Genomic DNA, 18,615 nt, shown 5'->3' with positions numbered 1-18,615 from the left:
ACGCGCCGAGAGGACGGTTTCTCATGACCGGCTCGTACGGCCGGGGGCTGCTGCATCTGGCCGCCGCCGTGGACCAGGTCGGCGTGTTCGAGGCGGAGCGGTACGTCGAGCTGGCGCGGCTCGCCGAGAGCGGGGGCCTGGACTTCGTCACGCTCGACGGCCGGTTCGGGTGGGCGGAGTCCGACCCGCTCGGCGTGCTGACGCAGGTGGCCCCGGCCACCCGGCGGATCGGGCTGGTGCCGCTGGTGACCGCCGCGCAGAGCGCCGTCGCCCACCTCGACCGGGTCAGCCGGGGCCGGGCCGGCTGGTGGAGCGAGACGCCGGAACCCTCGTCCGGGCATCCGGTCCGGGTGGCCGACGCCGGCGAGGGGGCCGGCCGCCGGACCGCGGCCCGGTACGCGGATGTCGTGCTGGTGCGGGCCGCGAGCTCCGCGCAGGCCGCCGCCGTACGCGACGAACTGCGGAGCCGTGCAGAGGAGTTCGGGCGGGAGCCGGACGAACTGCGGGTGCTGGTGAGTCTGCTGGTGGATCTGGGGGACGGGGAGCGCGCGGCGGAGCCGGGGCACGGTGGCGGCGGCCCCCGGCAGACCGTGCGGGGGCCGCTGTACCGGGGCGGTCCGGTCGACCTCGCGGAGCTGATCGCCGGCTGGCACGGCGAGGGCGCCGCCGACGGCTTCCACCTGGTCCCCGCCGAACCGCGCCGCGATCTGGAGCGGCTGGTCAACGGCACCGTGGCGCTGCTCCAGCACCGCGGGCTGTTCCGTACCTTCTACCCGGGCAGCACCCTGCGCGAGCACCTGGGCCTGGCCCGGCGCGCAGGCCAGTTGGCCGCGCCCTGAGGCGGCCGGGATCCCCGCCGCCCCGACCCGCCGTACGACCGTTTCGGGTTCATCTATTCGGCCGTCCCGGGCGCCGACGGCTCCACCACCGGCGACCGCGACCGGGGCGCGGCGGCCGCCGTGCGCCTGCGCGGACCATTTCATCTGCCCCTTCCCGTCGCCGGGGAACAGGCCGGGCCGCGCGGCCGGGACGGGGGAGCGGACAGTGACCCGAGGGTTTCGAGGGAATTGTGACCGGGCGTCATCCCGCCCGGACCACGACGAGATCACACAAAGTCGGCATGGTTCGAACACAGTCGCACGGCCGAAAGGCACTCTTGCGGGTACCGGTCGTTCGCCCGAATACTCCCCCACAGCGCTTGTCAGGGGCATTGCATGTCCGGAACCCGGACGTCACCCCCGGCTGCGCCTCACGGGCCCCGACCCCACGCGGGCCCCCTGATTCCCCTGGGAGGGAACGAAAAGTGAGGATCAAGCGCACGACCCCCCGCAGCGGTATCACGAGACGGACCCGGCTGATCGCCGTGGGCACCGGCTTCCTGGCCGCGGCAGCGTTCGCCGTCCCCACCGCGAGCGCGAGTACCGTCCACACCTTCAGCGCGAGCGAACTGAAGGCCGTGAACAGCTCCGTTCTGAAGGCGGACGTCCCCGGCACCGCCTGGGCCGTCGACAGCAAGACCAACCGTGTCGTCGTCACCGCCGACTCCACGGTCTCCGCCGCCGAGATCGCCAAGATCAAGCAGCAGGCGGGCGCCGACTCCGGCGCGATCACCATCAAGCGCACCCCCGGCACCTTCAAGAAGCTGATCACCGGCGGTGACGCCATCTACGGCGGCTCCTACCGCTGCTCGCTCGGCTTCAACGTGCACAGCGGCAGCACGTACTACTTCCTGACCGCCGGGCACTGCGGTGAGGTGGCCTCGACCTGGTACAGCAACTCCGGCCACACCACGGTCCTGGGCACCAACGTCAGCTACAGCTTCCCGACCAACGACTTCGCGCTGGTCCGCTACACCAACACCTCGATCGCGCACCCGAGCGCGGTCGGCAGCCAGACCATCTCCAGCGCGGCCACGCCCAGCGTCGGGACGACGGTGTACCGCCGCGGCTCGACCACCGGCACCCACAGCGGCCGGGTCACCGCGCTCAACGCCACCGTCAACTACGGCAGCGGTGACGTCGTCTACGGGATGATCCAGACCACGGTCTGCGCCGAGGGCGGCGACAGCGGCGGCCCGCTCTACGGCGGTTCCGTCGCCTACGGTCTGACCTCCGGCGGCAGCGGCAACTGCACCTCCGGCGGTACGACCTTCTTCCAGCCGGTCACCGAGGCGCTGAGCTACTACGGCGTGAGCGTCGGCTGACGATCCTCCAGGATCCGCTCCGGGTGGGCCCCCGTACGCAACCGGCGTGCGGGGGCCCCCTTTTGACGGGGGTCTCCCTTTCGGCGGGGTACCGGAGTTACCGTCGAAGGACCATTGGAGTCACCCCCTGGGGGCCGGCATGGTCGAGGCGCTGGTGGCGGCCGGAGCCGCTCTCGTGTCCGTCGGAGCGGTCTACGCACTGGCCGCGGCACGGGTCGTCAGACAGTACGAGCGAGGCGTGGTGTTCCGCCTCGGCCGGCTCCGGCCGGAGGTGCGCGAGCCCGGCTTCACCATGATCGTGCCGTTCGTGGACCGGCTCCAGAAGGTCAACATGCAGATCGTCACGATGCCGGTGCCCGCGCAGGAGGGCATCACCCGGGACAACGTGACCGTCCGCGTCGACGCCGTCGTCTACTTCAGGGTGACCGGTCCGGCCGAGGCGGTCGTCCGGGTCGAGGACTACCGGTTCGCGGTCTCGCAGATGGCGCAGACCTCCCTGCGGTCCATCATCGGCAAGAGCGAGCTGGACGACCTGCTGTCGAACCGTGAAAAGCTCAACCAGGGCCTGGAGTTGATGATCGACAGTCCGGCCGTGGAATGGGGCGTCACCATCGACCGCGTCGAGATCAAGGACGTCTCGCTGCCCGAGACCATGAAGCGGTCCATGGCCCGGCAGGCCGAGGCCGACCGGGAGCGCCGGGCCCGGGTCATCAACGCCGACGCCGAACTCCAGGCCTCCAAGAAGCTGGCCGAGGCGGCCAAGGAGATGTCCGAGCAGCCCGCCGCGCTCCAACTGCGGCTGCTGCAGACGGTGGTGGCGGTCGCCGCCGAGAAGAACTCGACGCTGGTGCTGCCGTTCCCGGTGGAGCTGCTGCGGTTCCTGGAGCGGGCCCAGCAGCAGCTTCCCGCCGCGGCCGACGGGTCCGCGGCGACCGGGGCCAAGGGCGAGCCCGGCGGGCCGGGAGAGCCTGGAGGGGCACATTCCGGCCAGGGGTAGCAGTCACTCTTCGCCGATGGTTACTCGCCCGTAGTGTTTGCAGTGCGAATCCTCCAGGGGTGACTGTGAACGGCCCGGGCGCAGGGGGCGCACAACATCCGCGCACGCGAGTCCTGAAGTCGACCTTGTGTGCTCCCTGTGGGTGTCGGAATAGTAGGCGCCCGTCAACCGGCCTTCCGGCCCCCGAGGTCCCCACAACCTCATGGGCCGACCCCCCACAGGAGGACATGAGTTGAAGCACCGACGCATACCCGGGCACCGGGCGGCCCTCGCCGGCGCGGGGGCAGCCGCGCTCGTCGCCGCCGGAGTGACCTTCCAGAGTGCGAACGCCAGCGAGCCCACCCAGGCCGCCGCCCCGCGGATCCTGTCCGGGCCGGCGGCCGGAAAGCTCGCCTCGACGCTCACCGCCGACCTCGGCACCGACGCGGCCGGCACCTACTACGACGCCAGGACGAAGAGCCTCGTCGTCAACGTGCTCGACGACACCGCCGCGCGAACCGTCGAGGCGGCCGGGGCCAGGGCGAGACTCGTCGCCAACTCCCTCGCCGAACTCGACGGCGCACGGACCACGCTGAAGCAGGACGCCACCATCCCCGGCACGTCGTGGGCGACCGACCCGGTGAACAACAAGGTCGTCGTCACCGCCGACGAGACCGTCGCCGGAACCGCGCTGAGCAAGCTGGGCAAGGTCGTCGACGGGCTCGGCGGGAGGGCTGAACTGCGGCACTCGGAGGGTGAGTTCAAGCCCTTCATCGCCGGTGGTGACGCGATCAGCGGATCCGGCGGGCGCTGCTCGCTCGGGTTCAACGTGGTCAAGGGCGGCGAGCCGTACTTCCTGACCGCCGGACACTGCACCGACGCCATCTCCAGCTGGTCGGACTCCTCCGGCGACGTGATCGGCACGAACGCCCAGTCCAGCTTCCCGGGCAACGACTTCGGCCTGGTCAAGTACACCTCCGCGGTGGACCACCCGAGCGAGGTCGACCTCTACGACGGCTCCACCCAGAAGATCACCGGCGCGGCCGAGGCGACCGTGGGCATGAAGGTGACCCGCAGCGGCTCCACCACCCAGGTCCACGACGGCACGGTCACCGGGCTCAACGCCACCGTGAACTACTCCGAGGGCACCGTGAGCGGGCTCATCCAGACCGACGTGTGCGCCGAGCCGGGCGACAGCGGCGGATCGCTCTTCTCCGGCGGCAACGCGATCGGCCTGACCTCGGGCGGCAGCGGCGACTGCACCTCCGGCGGGGAGACGTTCTTCCAGCCGGTGACGGAAGCCCTGTCGGCCACCGGCACCCAGATCGGCTGACCACCCGCACCCGGTCCCCGCACTGCCCCGCCCCCGTCCCCGGGGGCGGGGCAGCTCCATGCCGTGCGCCGGGCCCTGTCGTGGCCACGGCGGGATCACCGGCAGAGGGGCGGGCGAGGAGCGGTGCACCGGGGCTCGGTGCAGGCTGGACTAGGGAGGTGGGTTGCCGTGGCGCACAACGAAGCCGTCTCGCCGGGCAAGGGTGCCGCAGTGCTGGAGGCCCTGTTCCACCAGTCGCCCACCGGCCTGCTGATCCTCGACACGCACCTGCGCATCCTGCGGATCAACCGCATCAGACCGGATCTGCACGGCGTGTCCCAGAACCGGATCGTGGGCCGGCACGTCAGCGACGTGTACGACCTTTCCACCCCCGGCGAGGTGGAGGCGATGCTGCACGGCGTGCTGGAGAGCGGCGAACCGGTGCGGGGGCGGCTGGTGGGCGTGCGGCGCAAGGGCTCACCGGGACCGTCGTACCTGTTCTCCGTCTCCGCGACCCGTCTGGAGGACGCGCAGGGGAGGCCCTGGGGCGTGCTCACGGAGATGATCGACGTCACCGAGTGTGAACGGGTGAGTCTGCGCATGAGGGTCCTCGGCTCCGTGCGCGAGCACGTGGGACGGACCCTCGACGTGGTCGTCACCTGCGAGGAACTGGCACAGGCCGTGGTGCCGGACCTCGCGGACATCGTGGTGGTGGAAGTGGTGGACGCCGTGATACGCGGCGAGGAACCTCCGCTGAGCCCGCTGGGACCGGAGGTGCCGCTGCGCCGGGCCGCCTACGGCCACAGCGGCGGCGAGGAGCAGACCCAGGCACATCCGGTGGGCGACGTACGCGCCCTGCCCTTCCCCACGCCCTACGCCCAGACGCTGACCGACCTCAAGCCCCGCCTCGTCACCCTGACCCCCGACACGCCCTGGCTGGCGGCGGACCCGCCACGCGCCGAGGCGATCCGCGCCTCCGGTGCCCGCCTCCTCATCACGGTACCCCTGACCGTGCGCGGAACCGTGCTGGGCCTGCTGAGCCTGTACCGCACCAGCCAGGCCGACGACTACGACGAGGGCGATGTCACCCTCGCTCTCGAAGTGGCCGCCCACACCGCGCTGTGCATCGACAACGCCCGCCGCTACACCCGCGAACACACCATCGCCCTGACGGTCCAGCGGCATCTGCTGCGGCTCCAGCCCGCGCCGCGGAGCACCGTCGAGACGGCGTACCTGCACGTGCCCTCCGCGGCGGGCGGGGGCGGCGGGTTCGACACCTTCGCCCTGTCCGGTGCCCGCACCGCGCTGGTGGTCGGCGAGGTCGCCGGCGAAGGCATCCACGCGGCCATCACGATGGGTCAGATGCGGACCGCCGTCCACTCCCTGTCCGCTCTCGACCTGGAGCCGGACGAACTCCTCGCCCGCCTGAACGACACCGCCCTCAGCCTCGCCGACGAACGCTCGACGCTGGCGCCCGGTGATCCCGTGCCCCTGACGGGAAGCTGTCTGTACGCGGTCCACGACCCGTTCGCCCAGACCTGCACCGTGGCCCTGGCCGGGCATCCGCCACCCGTCATCGCCCGTCCCGACGGAACCACCGAGGTCCTGGATCTGCCGAGCGGACCTCCGCTGGGCAGCGTCGCGGGGCCGCCCTTCGCCGCCACCACGGTCCCCGTCGCCGACGGCAGCGTCCTCGCCTTCTACACCGAGGCGCTGCCACGGATCTCATCGGCCCCGGACACCCTGCGACGGGTGCTCTCCCATCCCGGGCGGCCTCTGCAGGACCTGTGCGACGACGTGCTGTACCGGCTGCGGAACGACGGCCGGCACAGTGACGTCATCCTTCTCCTCGCCCGCACCCGTGCCTTCCCCGCCGACCATGTCGCCACCTGGCATGTCGGTCACCACCCCAAGGCCGTGGCCACCGCCCGCAGCCAGGCCCTCCACCAGCTCCGGCGGTGGAGGGTCGACGAGGAGACCGCCTACACCACCGAGATGATCGTCAGCGAACTGGTCACCAACGCCGTCCGCTACGGAACCCCGCCGGCCCGGTTGCGGCTCATCAAGGACCGCACCCTCACCTGCGAGGTCCACGACAGCGACTCTCTGGCGCCACGGCTGCGCCATGCGAAGACCGCCGACGAAGGGGGGCGCGGCCTGTTCATCGTCGCCCAGCTCGCCCAGAACTGGGGCGTGCGCCATACGGCCGACGGCAAGACCGTCTGGGCCGAACAGACCCTCCCGCCCTCGGACCGCCGTCGTCCGTGGCCGTAGACCGTGCGCCGCGGCGGGCGGCGTGACGTCGGACGACGGGAGGGGGACGGAGCGCGACCGTCCTGGCACACGAGAAGGCGCCCCGACTGGACGGGGGAGACCAGCCGGGGCCGAACGTGGTGGCGTGCGGAGGGCGGTCGCCTCTCGGCGAGGGGCTCCATGGGGCTTCAGCCGGACGATCGTCCCCATGGGCTGTAGGTGAGGCCCGGGGACACTGTCCCCTCCGCAGCCACGTAGAAGTGAACGGCCCGCCGCCCAGGGGCGTTCCCCGTCCGCCGCCTCCACCGTGGTGACCTGCGGCACACCCGGTCCGTGGAGCGCCGCCGCCGGCAGGCCCCGCGACAGCGGTCAGTCGGCCAGGGCGGCCGGACGTACGGCCTGTCTCCCGAAGCGTCGGCGGGCCCGGTCCGCGGCGGCTTCGGCCGCGTGGGCGCGGGCGTCGCCGGGATCGAGGGAGAGCTGGCGGTAGGCGCTGTCGGCGGGCAGCAGACCGTCGGCACGGACCGCGAAGGCCCGGACCCTCGCTCGCTGCAACCCCAGGGAGGCCAGCAGTTCCAGGGCAGCCGCGGTGAGGGCGGGGGAGTGGGCGGTGGGTTCCGGCAGGGTCCGCGTGCGGGTGGTGGAGCTGCGGTCGGCGTAGCGCACGGTGAGGGTGAGCCGGCCGGCGACCTGGCTGTCACCGCGCAGTCGTTGGCCGATCCGGTCGGCGAGTCCCAGGACCGCGCGGTGGTGCTGGGCCGGGTCGAGGCAGTCCCGCTCCAGTACGAGGTCGGTGATCAGGTGCGCTGCCGGTTCCGCCGGGGTGACCGGGCGGGGATCGTGGCCACGGGCGCGCTCGGCCAGCAGCCTGGCGGGACCCGCGCCGAGGAGCCGTTGCAGGGTCGCTGACGGCAGGTCGGTGATCTGGCCGATGGTGTGCAGGCCGTATCTGCGGAGCGTGTCCGCGGTGGTGCGGCCGACCCCGGGCAGGGCGGTGACCGGACGCGGATACAGCCACTCGGCCGCCTGCCCGGTGGGGACCCAGGTGGTGTCCCCCGGCGCGGAGGCGTCGGCCGCCATGGCCGCCAGCATGCGGTTGCCCGCGAGCCCCGCGCTGCTGTCGATGCCGTACAGAGCCTTCAACCGGAGCTTCGCCAACTGGACGACCTCGTAGGGGGACAGGTCGAAGTACCGGAGTGCCGACGTCAGGTCCAGTTGTACGGCGTTGGGCGGGACGGCCTGGACGTGCGGCGTGATACCGGACATCAGTTCGATTATGTCGGCGTACCGGGTCTCGCTCAGTGAGGTGTGCAGGTGGAGGTGGGCGATGTGCCGCTGCCGTGTGCCCCTCCCGTTCATCCCGTTCATCCCGTTCATCCCGCGCTCCCGGGGCTTCGGTGGCCGAACTTCTTCAGGTCGGCGGAGCGGGTGCCGGCGGGCTGGAGGTCGGCGTACGGGTGCAGGCGGGCGCCCGCGGTGCCGTCGGCCAGGGTGCGCGTCGGCTGGGCGGGGGTCGGGTGCGGGCGGCCGGCGCCGAGGAGGGCGAGGGCGGCCTGGGGGCCGTCGTCGCGGCGGGCGGCGGCGATCTCGTCCAGGTCCCAGGCCATGGTGCCGACGACGGTACGGCGGGTGCCGCGCACCTGGACCGTGCCGCGGACCAGGAGCAGGCCGCTGTGGAAGACGGTGTGGGCGCAGGCCGGGTGGGAGTCCTCGAAGAAGGCCAGGTCGACCAGGCCGGAGCCGTCCTCCAGGGTGACGAAGATGATCCGCTTGCCGCTCGCGATCGGCGGGGTCTGGGTGGAGGCCCGCACCCCCGCGACCAGCACCTGCTGACCGGCGCGCAGCCCGGCCAGGTGGGCCGTGTCGGTGGCGCCGATCTCGCGCAGCAGCCGGTGGTGGTGCTCCATGAGGTGCCGGGAGATGTCGATGCCGAGGGTGCTCAGCTCGGCGCTCAGGGCCTCACGGCCGGTCATCTCCGGCAGCCCGCTCGGCTCCGCCCCGCCGATCGCGCCGGCGTCGATGGGCAGTTGGCCCGAGGCCGCGGTCCGGTTGCGGGACTGGCGGTGGAGTTCGGCGATCTGGAGCAGCAGGTCGCGGCGGGTGAGCCGGCCGTCGTGCAGACAGGTGAGCGCGCCGATCTCGGCGAGGCGTTCGGCGACGGGTCTGCTGGGGCGGGCCCGCTGCCAGAAGTCCGACAGTGATCCGTACGGCTGTCCCGCCTCGATCCGGGCACACTCGTCCTCACCGATGCCGTGCACCGCGGACAGCGCGAGCCGCACGCCCCACTCCTCCTTCTCGGTCATCTCCACGGTGTGCCGCACCCGGGAGCGGTTGACGTCGACGGCCAGTACCGGGACCCCACGGCGGCGGGCGTCGGAGACCAGGACCCGCTTGGGCCACATGCCGGGGTCGTGTTCGAGCAGGCCGGCCAGCAGGAACGCCGGATAGTGCGCCTTGAGCCAGGCGCTCTGCAGCGCGGGCACGGCGAAGGCGACCGCGTGGGCCCGGCAGAAGCCGTACGCGCCGAAGGCCTCGACGGTCCTCCACACCTCGTCCCGGACGGCCGCGCTGTAGCCGCGCGCGCCGGCCCGCTCGTGGAACCAGTCCCTGATCCGGGGCAGTTGCTCCTTGTCGCCGAGCGCCCGCCGGGTGATCTCGCCGAAGGCCCGGTCGCAACCGGTCAGCACCCGCAGCGTCTCGATGATCTGCTCGTGCCAGATGGTCACGCCGTAGGTGTCGGCGAGGACCGGCCCGAGGTCCGGGTGGGCGTAGTCGGGCGTGCCGCCGTGCCGGGCGGCGATGTAGCGCTCGGGCATGCCGCCGGCGACCGGCCCCGGACGGAAGAGGCTGATGTCGGCGATGACGTCCTGGACGTCACGGGGCTGGAGCCGGGAGAGCAGGTCCTGCTGGCCGGGGGACTCCAGCTGGAACAGGCCGAGGGTCTGACTGGCCTGGATGAGCTTGAACGCGAAGACGTCGTCGAGCGGCACCTGCCCGGGGTCGTCCAGGTCGATGCGGTCACCGGTGGTGCGTTCGATCTCGGTGACGGCGTGTGCCATCGCGGACTGCATCCGCACGCCCAGCACGTCGAGCTTGATGTTGCCCAGCGCCTCGATCTCCTCCTTCGCGGCCATGGCCATGGGGTAGTCGCCCTGCGGGGTGGGCTGCACCGGCAGCCGGTCCAGGAGGGTGGCGTCGCTGATGACCACACCGCAGGGGTGCATGGCCATGCCGTGGACGAGGGAGTCGAGGCCTTCGGCGAGTTCCCACAGGGGGCCGTAGCGGTGTGCCTCGGTGGCCAGTTGACGCAGCTCGGGCAGTTCGGCGAGGGCGCCGGTGATGTCGCAGGCGCGCAGGTGCGGGAAGCTCTTGGCGATCCGGTCGACGTCGGCGGGGGCGATGCCGAGCGCGAGACCGGTGTCCCTGAGGGCCCGGCGCGCCCGGTAGGTCTCGGGCATCGCGGTGACCGCGACCCGCTCCTTGCCGAACCGCTCGAAGACCGTGTCGTAGCACTCCAGGCGGCGGGCGGACTCCACGTCGATGTCGATGTCGGGCAGGGACTCCCGGCGTCTGCTCAGGAAGCGTTCGAACAGCAGACGGTGGTCGAGCGGGTTGGCGGTGGCGATGTCCAGGGCGTGGCAGACCAGGGAACCGGCGCCGGAACCGCGGGCGGCGACCCGGATGCCCTTGGCCCGGATGTCGGCGACGACCTGGCCGACGGCGAGGAAGTACGCGTCGTAGTTCCAGTGGGAGATGACGGCGAGCTCCTCGTCGAGCCGGGCGAGCGCCTCCTGGTCGCGGTCGAGGCCGCGCCGGGCCAGGCCGGCCTCGCTGCGCAGGCGGAGCAGCCGGGCCGCGCCGCCGGCTGTGGGATCGGCGCCGAAGAGCGCCGGTTCGGGGAGGTGCGGGGTGCCGAGCCCGAGGCCGGCCGCGGGGTCGACGGTGCACTCGGCGGCCGTGGCGGCGGTGTCCGCCAGCAGCCGGCGGGCCCGGCGGACGTCTCCTGCGGCGCATTCGGCGATCATGAGGGCGACGGTCTCCATTCCTCGCTCGTCCTTGAGCCAGCGCTCCCCGCTGTCCAGCCGGCGCCGGTCGATCGGCCGCAGCAGCCGGGCGGCGTCCAGGACGTCGGCTAGGCGGTGCTGCTCGGGGTCGGCGTAGCGGACGGCGTTGGAGAGGACGGCGGTGGCGCCGGTGCGGTCGGCCAGGGCGAGGGTGCGGGCCGCCAGGCGCAAGGAGCCCGGACCCGTGCCGGAACGTTTCTGCGCGACGGCTTCCAATCGAACGCCCTTCCCGAAGATCTCCTGCCAGGGCGCCAGCAGCTTCATCGCCACGTCCTCCCGGCCCGCCGACAGCGCCCTTGCCGGTTCCGAGAGCGGGCCGAGCAGCACGGTCAGGCCGGGGCCGCCGTACTCGCGCAGTGCCTCCCACGGCACCACCGGCGGGGTGCCGGACACGGCGCCGACATGGGCGGCCGAGGTGATCCGGCACAGCCGGGCCCAGCCCGCCCGGTCCTGGGCGAGCAGCACGAACCGCAGTGGCGGCTCGATCACGTGCGCCCCCCCGCGCGCCGGGGTGCGGCGGCGCCGGCCCGGCGGCGGAGGCGCGAGAGCCGCCACCGCCAGGTCGATGCCGAAGACCGGCCGGACCCCGTCCTTCGCGCAGGCCTGCGCGAAGCGGACGGCCCCGGTGACCGTGTCCCGGTCGGTGAGCGCGAGCGCGGACATGCCACGGTCCGCCGCCCGCCGGACGAGCTGCTCGGGATGGGAGGCGCCGTAGCGGGCGGAGTAACCGGACGCGACGTGCAGATGGGCGAAGCCCGTCATGCCGCACCTCCATCACTCCACCCCTTTTCGGCCACAAGCCCGATACACCCGATATGTTCATCGTACTCGCGTTCGATTACTCTAACCTCATCAGTCCAGGTAGGCGACACTAGATTCGAACGCATCAGCGATTCTTGAGGGAGGGGTGGCGTCCCGAAGGGGCGCCGTCCGGTCGACTCTCCGGCCTGGCGGGGCAGTTGGGCGAAATCACCTCCGCGATCTTCGTGGTCGGTCCACCGCGGGAGCGGCCGAGGGCACGGTCTGCCGGTTCGCCGGCCGGGGCCCCTTTCGGCGGGCCCCGACGGCGTGCTGGGTGCGCCCGCACGGCGAGGCCGTGGTCCTCTCCGCAGTCCTGCTCGCCGTCGCCGGCGAACTGACCCGGCGCCTCGACGCGGGGGCCGTCGCCCGCGGCCTCGAGGGGCAGGGCCGCCCATGGCTTCGTCTTCGCGCGGCTCGCCCCGGACGGGGCGACCGTCACCGAGCTCGCCGCGCGTCTCGGGGTGACCGAGCAGGCGGCGGGTCGGCTCGTCGGCGAAGTCGTACGCCAGGGGTATGCCGAGCGGCGGGCGCGCCCCGGGGGCGCGCGGGCCCGGCTGGCCGTGCTCACCGAGCGGGGGTGGGCGTGCGCGTGAGCGGCGGAGGAGGCGGCCGCGGAGGTCGTGCGGGGCTGGAGTGACGCGTTGGGGGAGGGTGAAGTGCGCGTGTTGCGGGACGGTTTGCCGCGTATCGCGCCCTATGGTCCCCTCAGGCCCGGCTGGTGACATCCCGTCAGGCGGGTGGCGCGCGACCGGTTACTCGGAAGTTTTACCGACGCGTAACTTCACGCTTGCACTACTCGTCCGTAACTTGATGAGTGAAACAGCATCCTCGTGATCCGGATCACAGGGCGTAAGGCCGTCGCAACTCCCTTGAGCCGCAAGGAGATCACACGATGCTGCCCTGGAAGCGAGTGCTCAGACCCCTGACCGCACTGCTCTTCGCCGCCGCCGTCGCCACCGTCCCCGCCGCCACCGCCCATGCGTCGAGCGCCCCCAGCACCGGCTGGAACGACTACTCCTGCCGCCCCTCCGCCGCCCACCCCCGCCCGGTGATCCTGGTCCACGGCACGCTGGGCAACTCCGTCGACAACTGGCTCTCCCTCGCCCCGTACCTGGAGGACCGCGGGTACTGCGTCTTCTCCCTCGACTACGGGCAGCTGTCCGGCGTCCCCGTCTTCTACGGTCTCGGCCCCATCGACAAGTCGGCGGAGCAACTCTCCGCCTACGTCGACAAGGTGCTCTCCGCGACCGGCGCCGCCAAGGCCGACCTGGTCGGCCACTCCCAGGGCGGCATGATGCCCCGCTACTACCTGAAGTTCCTCGGCGGCGCCGCCAAGGTGAACGCCCTCGTCGGCCTCGCCCCCGACAACCACGGCGCCACCCTCAGCGGCCTCACCAACCTGCTGCCGTACTTCCCCGGCGCCTCGGACCTGATCAAGGCCACCACCCCCGGCCTCGCCGACCAGATCCCCGGCTCCGCCTTCCTCACCAAGCTCAACGCGGGCGGCGACACCGTCCCCGGAGTGCACTACACGGTGATCTCCACCAAGTACGACGAGGTGGCCACCCCCTGGCAGAGCCAGTACCTGAGCGGCTCGGACGTCCACAACGTCCTGCTCCAGGACCTGTGCTCGCTGGACCTCTCCGAGCACGTGGCCATCGCACTCTTCGACCGGATCGCCTTCCACGAGGTGGCCAACGCGCTCGACCCGGCACACGCCACCACCACCAGCTGCGCCTCGGCGTTCAGCTGAGCGGCCCGCCCGGCTGAACGCCGCCGGGGCCTGTCCGGCCTGAGCCGCCGGTCAGGCCCCGGGGAGTCATGAGGGATCAGTGCCGGTGCGCCCGTCGCCGTACGGACATGAAGAGCGCACCGGAGCCCAGTGCCAGGGCGGCCGCCCCGCCGACCGCGAGATACGGCGTACTGCCGCTGCCGCCGGTCTCGGCCAGGACCGTCTTCGAACTCCCGTCCGCCGCGACGGCGTTGTCGGGCGCCGGGCGGCTGCTCGGTTCGGCCGACCTGCCGGCGTCGTCGCCGTGGCCGTGATGCCCGATCGTCGACTTGTCGGCACCGGCGGCGATCTGCCCGTCGGTGGGGGCGGAGGCACTCGGGGGCGGGGAGGCGGCGCCGGTCGTTCCGGTACCCGTACCGGCGCTGCCGCCGAAGTCCACGTCCGAACAGGAGTAGAAGGCCTCCGGGCTGTCCGAACGCTGCCAGATCGCATACAGCAGCTGACGGCCGGTGCGCTCCGGGAGCCGTCCGGCGAACGTGTAGAAACCGCCGGCGGCGACCGGGTCGGTGGCCGTTGCCACGGGGTGATCGAGATCCAGGTCCGCCCAGGCCAGCGGCTTGGCCGGGTCGTAACCGGCCTTCGTGAGGTACACCTTGAAGGTGCCCTTGTGCGGCGCGGTCACCCGGTACTTGAAGGTGTACGGCCCGCCGCTCACGTTCGTCGCCGGCCAGTCGGCGCGGGCCAGATCGAGGCCCTTGAACTCGTCGTTGTCCGCGCTGCACAGCCTGCCGTCCGGGATCAGCGCCTGGTGCCGCCCGTTCGCGTCGCCGATGCGGATGCCGTTCCAGTCGTAGAGGGCCTGGGTGCCGCCGGCCGCGACCGCCGCCCTGCACGCCTGCGACGTCGGGCTCTCCGGGTTCTCCGCGTAACACTGGGCGACCCGGCTGACCGGGTCGCCCATCGTGCCGTGCGCGGACGCGGGGGCGGCGGCGAGAGCGGCCGCACCCACGCCGAGCGCGACGGCGACGGCGGCCTTGCGGCGTGCTGCGAACATGCGGGAACTCCTCGGAGCGACGGTCCTCGGGGCGGGTTCGTACCGCCGGGGTGGATCCCGTGGGGGCGATCAGAAAACTAGCCCCAAGAAACCGCGGAATCGCCTGCTGGGAGCGGGCGGAAGAGATCCTTATGGTCGCCTTAAGGGAGTGTTCGGACTGCGCTGAGGTAGTTGGTGTCCGTGCCATGACGAACGACGAGATCCGGCCCGCCCGGGCCACCGACGTACCGGCCGTGAAGGCCCTGACCGACATGGCGTACCACCCCTACGTCGCACGCATCGGTGTGGTGCCGCAGCCCATGATGGCGGACCACGCGGCAGACGTGGCCGCGGGCAGGGTGTTCGTCGTCGGGGAACCGGTGACCGGGCTCGTCGTGATCGAGGCCCACGACGACCACCTTTTCCTCGACAGCATCGCCGTCCACCCCGACGCGCGTGGCCAGGGGGTGGGGCGGCGGCTGCTGGAGTTCGTGGACGCACGCGCGCGTGCGCTCGGCCTGTCCGAGGTCAGGCTCTGTCACCAACGCGCTGATGCGGGAGAACCGGGAGCTCTACCCGAAGTACGGCTACGAGGCCGTCGGGCGGCGCGTGGACGGGCCGTACGACGGCGTCCACTACCGCAAGCGGCTGAGCTGAGGGGGCCGGGGGGGAACCCGGCCAGGTCAGCCGTCCGGCCACCAGGTGCGTGCGATGTCCTTCCGTACCTCGGGACGTCCGGCGGGGCGCTGGTCCGCCTCCTCGCGGATCCGGCGGCTTTCCGTCTTCTTCAGGGGCTTCTGCACGGTCGTGCGGCGCATGGCTGCCTCCTTCAGTGCCTACCGAGTTCCGTGTTTGTCACGGAGATAGACCCTTTTGGCGAGAGTTCCTCATCGGTGCCGGTCTGTCAGTGGTCGCTGTCACACGGACCGAGTGTCAGTGGTGGGTGTCACGCTTGGGGCATGACGAACAGGAGTGACCGGACAGTCGCGGTGAGTGTCGACTGGGATGCGCAGGCCGCCACCTTCGACGCCGAGCCGGATCATGGGCTGGGCCCGCCCGAGGTGCGCGCGGCCTGGGCCGAGAGGCTCGGGACCTGGCTGCCGGCACGCCCCGCCGATCTGCTCGACCTCGGCTGCGGCACCGGCAGCCTGGCCCTGCTCGCCGCCGAGCGGGGCCATCACGTCACCGGGGTCGACAGCTCGCCGGCGATGGTGGAGCGGGCCCGCGCCAAGCTGGCCGGCCGTGACGCGGTGTTCCTGCTCGGCGACGCGGCGGCACCGCCGGTGGGTGAGCGGCTCTTCGACACCGTGCTCGTACGGCATGTGCTGTGGGCGCTGCCCGACCCCGCGCGCGTGCTGCGGCACTGGCGCGGCCTGCTGCGTCCCGGCGGGCGGTTCGTGCTGGTGGAGGGGGTGTGGGGGACGGCGGCGCCGGTCGGTATACCCGCCGGGCGGCTCATCGCCCTGCTGACACCGCTCGCCGCGGACGTGCGCCTGGAGCGGCTGTCGGGGCAGGCGGATCTGTGGGGCAAGGAGGTGGACGACGAGCGGTACGCGGTGGTGGCGACGGTGTGACAGGGCGTGACGGCCGGTAGGGGACGTCAGGACAGCAGGGTCTCGAAGCCGGCCTCGCGGGCCAGCGTCTCCAGCGTGTCGAGCGCCGTCACGGCGGCCGCGGCGGCGGCCGGGTCCCGCTGCGCCAGCCCGCTCTCGGCGAACTCGTCCTCGTCCAGCCGGCGTACGTCCGTGCCGTCGGCGGACCGCCACAGGTCCAGGTCGAGATCCTCGACGACCAGTTCACCGCCGGTGAGCGTCGCCGGTCGGGTGACGTCGCAGTACCAGCCCTTGAGCGTGCCGTCGGCGGCACGGACCTCCTTGACCGCGTACCAGCGGTCGCGCCAGTAGAACTCGGTGAAGACATCGCCCTGTTCGAAACGGACGAAGCCGAAGTCGCGGGCGACGTCACCGGCCCACGGCGCGCGTACGGCGATCCGGATGCCGTCGTCGTGCAGCAGCTCGGCGGGATAACGGATCTTCGTGCGGCCCGCCTTGACCAGGACGACGTCCACCGTGACCGGTGGCTCAGCCGAGTTCACGGACATATCTGACCTCCGTCGCGCAGATGTCGTAGCCGAACCACTTGTTGATCGCCAGCATCGGGCCGTTGCCGCTGTCGTTGCCCGTGAACGCCTCCGTGCAACCGGCGGCGCGGGCGCGGTGCAGGGAGTGGTTCTTGGCGAGCTTGGCCAGGCCCCGGCCGCGGAAGGCACGGGCCGTGCCGGTCATGACCGTGCCATAACGTGGGCCGCCGTCGGTGCGCGCCGCGCTGAACGCCGCCGGACGTCCCTCCACCAGGACGACCGAGGTCAGCTCGGGGCTGAACAGGGGATGCCGCCAGGTCGTCTCCAGCCACGCCTCGTAGTCGGCGAACTCGGTGTCGATGTCGCTCGGTTCGTCCAGCGTCGTCTCCGCGTCGAGGGTGAAGAGCGGACGCGGGTCCTCGGCGAAGTCGGCGGCGGAGCGGAGTTCGACGCCGGGCGGGGGAGTCCGCAGCGGGGGGAGGGTGCCGTGCGCGAGGTCGAGACGGAGGAAGTGGGCGGAGCGGCTCGCCGCGTACCCGCGACGCTCGGCGAAGGCGCGGTGGGCCGGGGCGTCCAGGACCCAGGCGTACGAGGTTCTCGCCCCGGCCTGCGACAGGTGCGCCTCCGCCGTACGGACCAGGAGGGTGCCGGCGCCCCGGCCGGTGCGCCGCGGATGGACGTACACGTTGGCGAACCCCTGGCCCGGCTCGGTGCTCTCGTGGGCGAGGCCGGCCTGGGCCGTGCCGATGATCTCGCCGTCCTCCTCCGCGACCAGCTGGCGGAAACGGGCGTCGGGGTGGGTGTGCGTCAGGTCGTGGACCAGGGACTCCGGGGTGAACAGCAAGTAGGGCAGGGCGAGCTGCCGCACCCGGACGAAGCCTTCGGCGTCCGACCGGACATCGGGGCGCAGATCGCGCACGATCACTGTCATGGGGCGCACGCTATGCGGGGGCGAACACGTGATGCCTCTCATTTTCCGGCGGATACGGGAGAATCGGGCCGTGACTCTGAAGATCCACATCGATGACAGCGCGCCGCCGTACGAGCAGGTAAGGGCGCAGATCTCCGAGCAGGCGCGGGGCGGGGTGCTGCCGGTGGGGTACCGGCTGCCGACGGTACGGGGGCTGGCCGAGTCGCTCGGGCTGGCGGTGAACACGGTGGCCAAGGCGTACCGGGCGCTGGAGACGGACGGCGTGATCGAGACGCGGGGGCGCAACGGCACGTTCGTGGCGGCCGCCGGCTCGGCCGCCGAACGTGAGGCGTCGTCGGCCGCACAGGCGTACGCGGAGCGGGTGCGCCGGCTGGGGCTGGGCGAGAAGGCGGCGCTGGCCGCGGTGCGGGACGCCCTGCGGGCGGCCTACGGAGAGTGAGGGGTGGTCAGCCGCTGACGCTCGGGTGCGGTGCCCGTGCCACCGGCAGCCCCGCCCTCCTCGCCGCTCTCCCGAAAGCCGCGGCGTCCCGCACCGCCGCTCCGCCCGGATCGTTGTTGAAGTACGTGTAGACATCGGCCCTCCTGGGATACGCCGTGGCGATGCGGTCGATCCAGGTCTCCAGAGCGCGCCGGCCGTAGCGGGGCCAGGGCGTGGCCCGGCCCTCGTGGAAGCGGACGTAGCCCCAGTCGGCGGTACGCCAGAGCGGGGTCATGGGGTGGGCCTGGATGTCGGCCCAGCACAGAGCCGCTGCCCGGGATTCCAGGACCGCGCGCGTCTGCCGCGTCCACCAGGAGTCGTGGCGGGGTTCCACCGCCACCCTCGTGCCGGACGGGAAGCACGCCAGGCAGGCGTCCAGCAGGGCCGGGTCGGCCCGGAGGGTCGGCGGGAGCTGGAGGAGGACCGGGCCCAGCCGGTCGCCGAGGCCGGCCGCACGGTTCATCAGACGGTCGACCGGCTCGGCGGGATCCTTCAGGCGTTTGATGTGCGTGAGATAGCGGCTCGCCTTGACGGCGATCACGAAGTCCGCGGGGACCCGGTCCCGCCAGGACTCGAAGTTCTCGCGGCTCGGCAGACGGTAGAACGCGTTGTTCAGTTCGACGGTCGTGAAGTGCGCCGCGTACTCCTCCAGCCACCGGCGCACGGGTGTGCCGGCCGGGTACAGGACGTCCCGCCAGTCCTTGTACTGCCAGCCCGAGGTCCCGATGAACAGGGGCATGTCCCTATCAAAG

The 18,615-nt window shown here is 72.3% G+C and carries 15 protein-coding genes and 2 pseudogenes; 10 read left to right on the top strand and 7 right to left on the bottom strand.

Features of this window, described 5'->3' with window-relative positions; translation table 11 throughout:
- Positions 1–23: 23 nt before the first annotated feature.
- The 5 genes from ACFXI4_RS29880 (at position 24) to ACFXI4_RS29860 (ending at position 6,765) form a co-directional block, all read left to right on the top strand.
- Positions 24–839, top strand: coding sequence for an LLM class flavin-dependent oxidoreductase (locus ACFXI4_RS29880; protein WP_384996783.1), 816 nt, complete (start codon positions 24–26; stop codon positions 837–839).
- Between the two features lie 464 nt (positions 840–1,303).
- Entirely contained in the window at positions 1,304–2,203 is a 900-nt protein-coding gene (locus ACFXI4_RS29875; protein WP_362720133.1) for a S1 family peptidase, read from the top strand.
- A 139-nt stretch (positions 2,204–2,342) separates the two neighbouring features.
- On the top strand, positions 2,343–3,200 hold the full coding sequence (locus ACFXI4_RS29870; protein ID WP_384996780.1) for a slipin family protein: 858 nt from the start codon (positions 2,343–2,345) through the stop codon (positions 3,198–3,200).
- 232 nt (positions 3,201–3,432) lie between these two features.
- On the top strand, positions 3,433–4,512 hold the full coding sequence (locus tag ACFXI4_RS29865) for a S1 family peptidase (RefSeq protein ID WP_384996778.1): 1,080 nt from the start codon (positions 3,433–3,435) through the stop codon (positions 4,510–4,512).
- A gap of 168 nt (positions 4,513–4,680) precedes the next feature.
- The gene (locus ACFXI4_RS29860) at positions 4,681–6,765 is read left to right on the top strand and encodes a SpoIIE family protein phosphatase (RefSeq protein WP_384996776.1); all 2,085 of its coding nucleotides are present in this window, start codon (positions 4,681–4,683) and stop codon (positions 6,763–6,765) included.
- A 348-nt stretch (positions 6,766–7,113) separates the two neighbouring features.
- Here ACFXI4_RS29860 and ACFXI4_RS29855 read toward each other — a convergent pair whose 3' ends face one another.
- The gene (locus ACFXI4_RS29855; RefSeq protein WP_384996850.1) at positions 7,114–8,112 is read right to left on the bottom strand and encodes an ImpB/MucB/SamB family protein; all 999 of its coding nucleotides are present in this window, start codon (positions 8,110–8,112) and stop codon (positions 7,114–7,116) included.
- 5 nt (positions 8,113–8,117) lie between these two features.
- Positions 8,118–11,570, bottom strand: coding sequence for a DNA polymerase III subunit alpha (locus tag ACFXI4_RS29850; RefSeq protein ID WP_384996774.1), 3,453 nt, complete (start codon positions 11,568–11,570; stop codon positions 8,118–8,120).
- A gap of 313 nt (positions 11,571–11,883) precedes the next feature.
- Between ACFXI4_RS29850 and ACFXI4_RS29845 the strand changes: the two are divergent.
- Both ACFXI4_RS29845 and ACFXI4_RS29840 read left to right on the top strand, forming a co-directional pair.
- Positions 11,884–12,331, top strand: a pseudogene (locus tag ACFXI4_RS29845) (MarR family winged helix-turn-helix transcriptional regulator).
- Positions 12,332–12,501: 170 nt separating this feature from the next.
- Positions 12,502–13,362 (top strand): esterase/lipase family protein, encoded by an 861-nt coding sequence (locus ACFXI4_RS29840; RefSeq protein ID WP_384996772.1) that lies wholly within the window; start codon positions 12,502–12,504, stop codon positions 13,360–13,362.
- Positions 13,363–13,438: 76 nt separating this feature from the next.
- Here the strand turns inward: ACFXI4_RS29840 and ACFXI4_RS29835 are convergent, their stop codons facing one another.
- Complete coding sequence (locus tag ACFXI4_RS29835; protein WP_384996769.1) at positions 13,439–14,395, bottom strand: lytic polysaccharide monooxygenase; 957 nt, start codon at positions 14,393–14,395, stop codon at positions 13,439–13,441.
- Between the two features lie 185 nt (positions 14,396–14,580).
- On the opposite strand from ACFXI4_RS29835, the pseudogene ACFXI4_RS29830 reads away from it, so the two are divergent.
- A pseudogene (locus ACFXI4_RS29830) lies at positions 14,581–15,031 on the top strand (GNAT family N-acetyltransferase).
- Between the two features lie 26 nt (positions 15,032–15,057).
- Here ACFXI4_RS29830 and ACFXI4_RS29825 read toward each other — a convergent pair.
- On the bottom strand, positions 15,058–15,192 hold the full coding sequence (locus ACFXI4_RS29825; RefSeq protein WP_362718018.1) for a hypothetical protein: 135 nt from the start codon (positions 15,190–15,192) through the stop codon (positions 15,058–15,060).
- Positions 15,193–15,333: 141 nt separating this feature from the next.
- Between ACFXI4_RS29825 and ACFXI4_RS29820 the strand changes: the two genes are divergently transcribed.
- Entirely contained in the window at positions 15,334–15,948 is a 615-nt protein-coding gene (locus ACFXI4_RS29820) for a class I SAM-dependent methyltransferase (RefSeq protein WP_384996767.1), read from the top strand.
- A gap of 26 nt (positions 15,949–15,974) precedes the next feature.
- Here the strand turns inward: ACFXI4_RS29820 and ACFXI4_RS29815 are convergent, their stop codons facing one another.
- Together ACFXI4_RS29815 and ACFXI4_RS29810 are read right to left on the bottom strand one after the other, a co-directional pair.
- Positions 15,975–16,475 carry a DUF402 domain-containing protein gene (locus ACFXI4_RS29815; protein ID WP_384996765.1) on the bottom strand — a complete coding sequence of 167 codons (501 nt, stop codon included), beginning with the start codon at positions 16,473–16,475 and terminating at the stop codon, positions 15,975–15,977.
- Entirely contained in the window at positions 16,456–17,385 is a 930-nt protein-coding gene (locus tag ACFXI4_RS29810) for a GNAT family N-acetyltransferase (protein WP_384996763.1), read from the bottom strand. Before ACFXI4_RS29810 ends, ACFXI4_RS29815 begins: the two co-directional genes overlap by 20 nt.
- 70 nt (positions 17,386–17,455) lie before the next feature.
- On the opposite strand from ACFXI4_RS29810, the gene ACFXI4_RS29805 reads away from it, so the two are divergent.
- A complete protein-coding gene (locus ACFXI4_RS29805; RefSeq protein WP_362718010.1) occupies positions 17,456–17,824 on the top strand; it encodes a GntR family transcriptional regulator in 369 nt (122 codons plus the stop codon).
- 7 nt (positions 17,825–17,831) lie between these two features.
- Here ACFXI4_RS29805 and ACFXI4_RS29800 read toward each other — a convergent pair whose 3' ends face one another.
- Complete coding sequence (locus ACFXI4_RS29800; protein ID WP_384996761.1) at positions 17,832–18,602, bottom strand: DUF72 domain-containing protein; 771 nt, start codon at positions 18,600–18,602, stop codon at positions 17,832–17,834.
- Positions 18,603–18,615 lie beyond the last annotated feature (13 nt).

Origin of the sequence: Streptomyces sp. NPDC059224 (assembly GCF_042754285.1) — a bacterium.
Taxonomy (GTDB): Bacteria; Actinomycetota; Actinomycetes; order Streptomycetales; family Streptomycetaceae; genus Streptomyces.
This window is presented reverse-complemented; position numbering and strand designations above follow the sequence as displayed.

Coding starts and splice junctions, on each gene's coding strand:
- ACFXI4_RS29850 (WP_384996774.1), bottom strand. CDS start 11,570: ATGACGGGCTTCGCCCATCTGCACGTCGCGTCCGGTTACTCCGCCCGC.
- ACFXI4_RS29855 (WP_384996850.1), bottom strand. CDS start 8,112: ATGAACGGGATGAACGGGAGGGGCACACGGCAGCGGCACATCGCCCAC.
- ACFXI4_RS29825 (WP_362718018.1), bottom strand. CDS start 15,192: ATGCGCCGCACGACCGTGCAGAAGCCCCTGAAGAAGACGGAAAGCCGC.
- ACFXI4_RS29810 (WP_384996763.1), bottom strand. CDS start 17,385: ATGACAGTGATCGTGCGCGATCTGCGCCCCGATGTCCGGTCGGACGCC.
- ACFXI4_RS29870 (WP_384996780.1), top strand. CDS start 2,343: ATGGTCGAGGCGCTGGTGGCGGCCGGAGCCGCTCTCGTGTCCGTCGGA.
- ACFXI4_RS29800 (WP_384996761.1), bottom strand. CDS start 18,602: ATGCCCCTGTTCATCGGGACCTCGGGCTGGCAGTACAAGGACTGGCGG.
- ACFXI4_RS29815 (WP_384996765.1), bottom strand. CDS start 16,475: ATGTCCGTGAACTCGGCTGAGCCACCGGTCACGGTGGACGTCGTCCTG.
- ACFXI4_RS29820 (WP_384996767.1), top strand. CDS start 15,334: ATGACGAACAGGAGTGACCGGACAGTCGCGGTGAGTGTCGACTGGGAT.
- ACFXI4_RS29880 (WP_384996783.1), top strand. CDS start 24: ATGACCGGCTCGTACGGCCGGGGGCTGCTGCATCTGGCCGCCGCCGTG.
- ACFXI4_RS29840 (WP_384996772.1), top strand. CDS start 12,502: ATGCTGCCCTGGAAGCGAGTGCTCAGACCCCTGACCGCACTGCTCTTC.
- ACFXI4_RS29835 (WP_384996769.1), bottom strand. CDS start 14,395: ATGTTCGCAGCACGCCGCAAGGCCGCCGTCGCCGTCGCGCTCGGCGTG.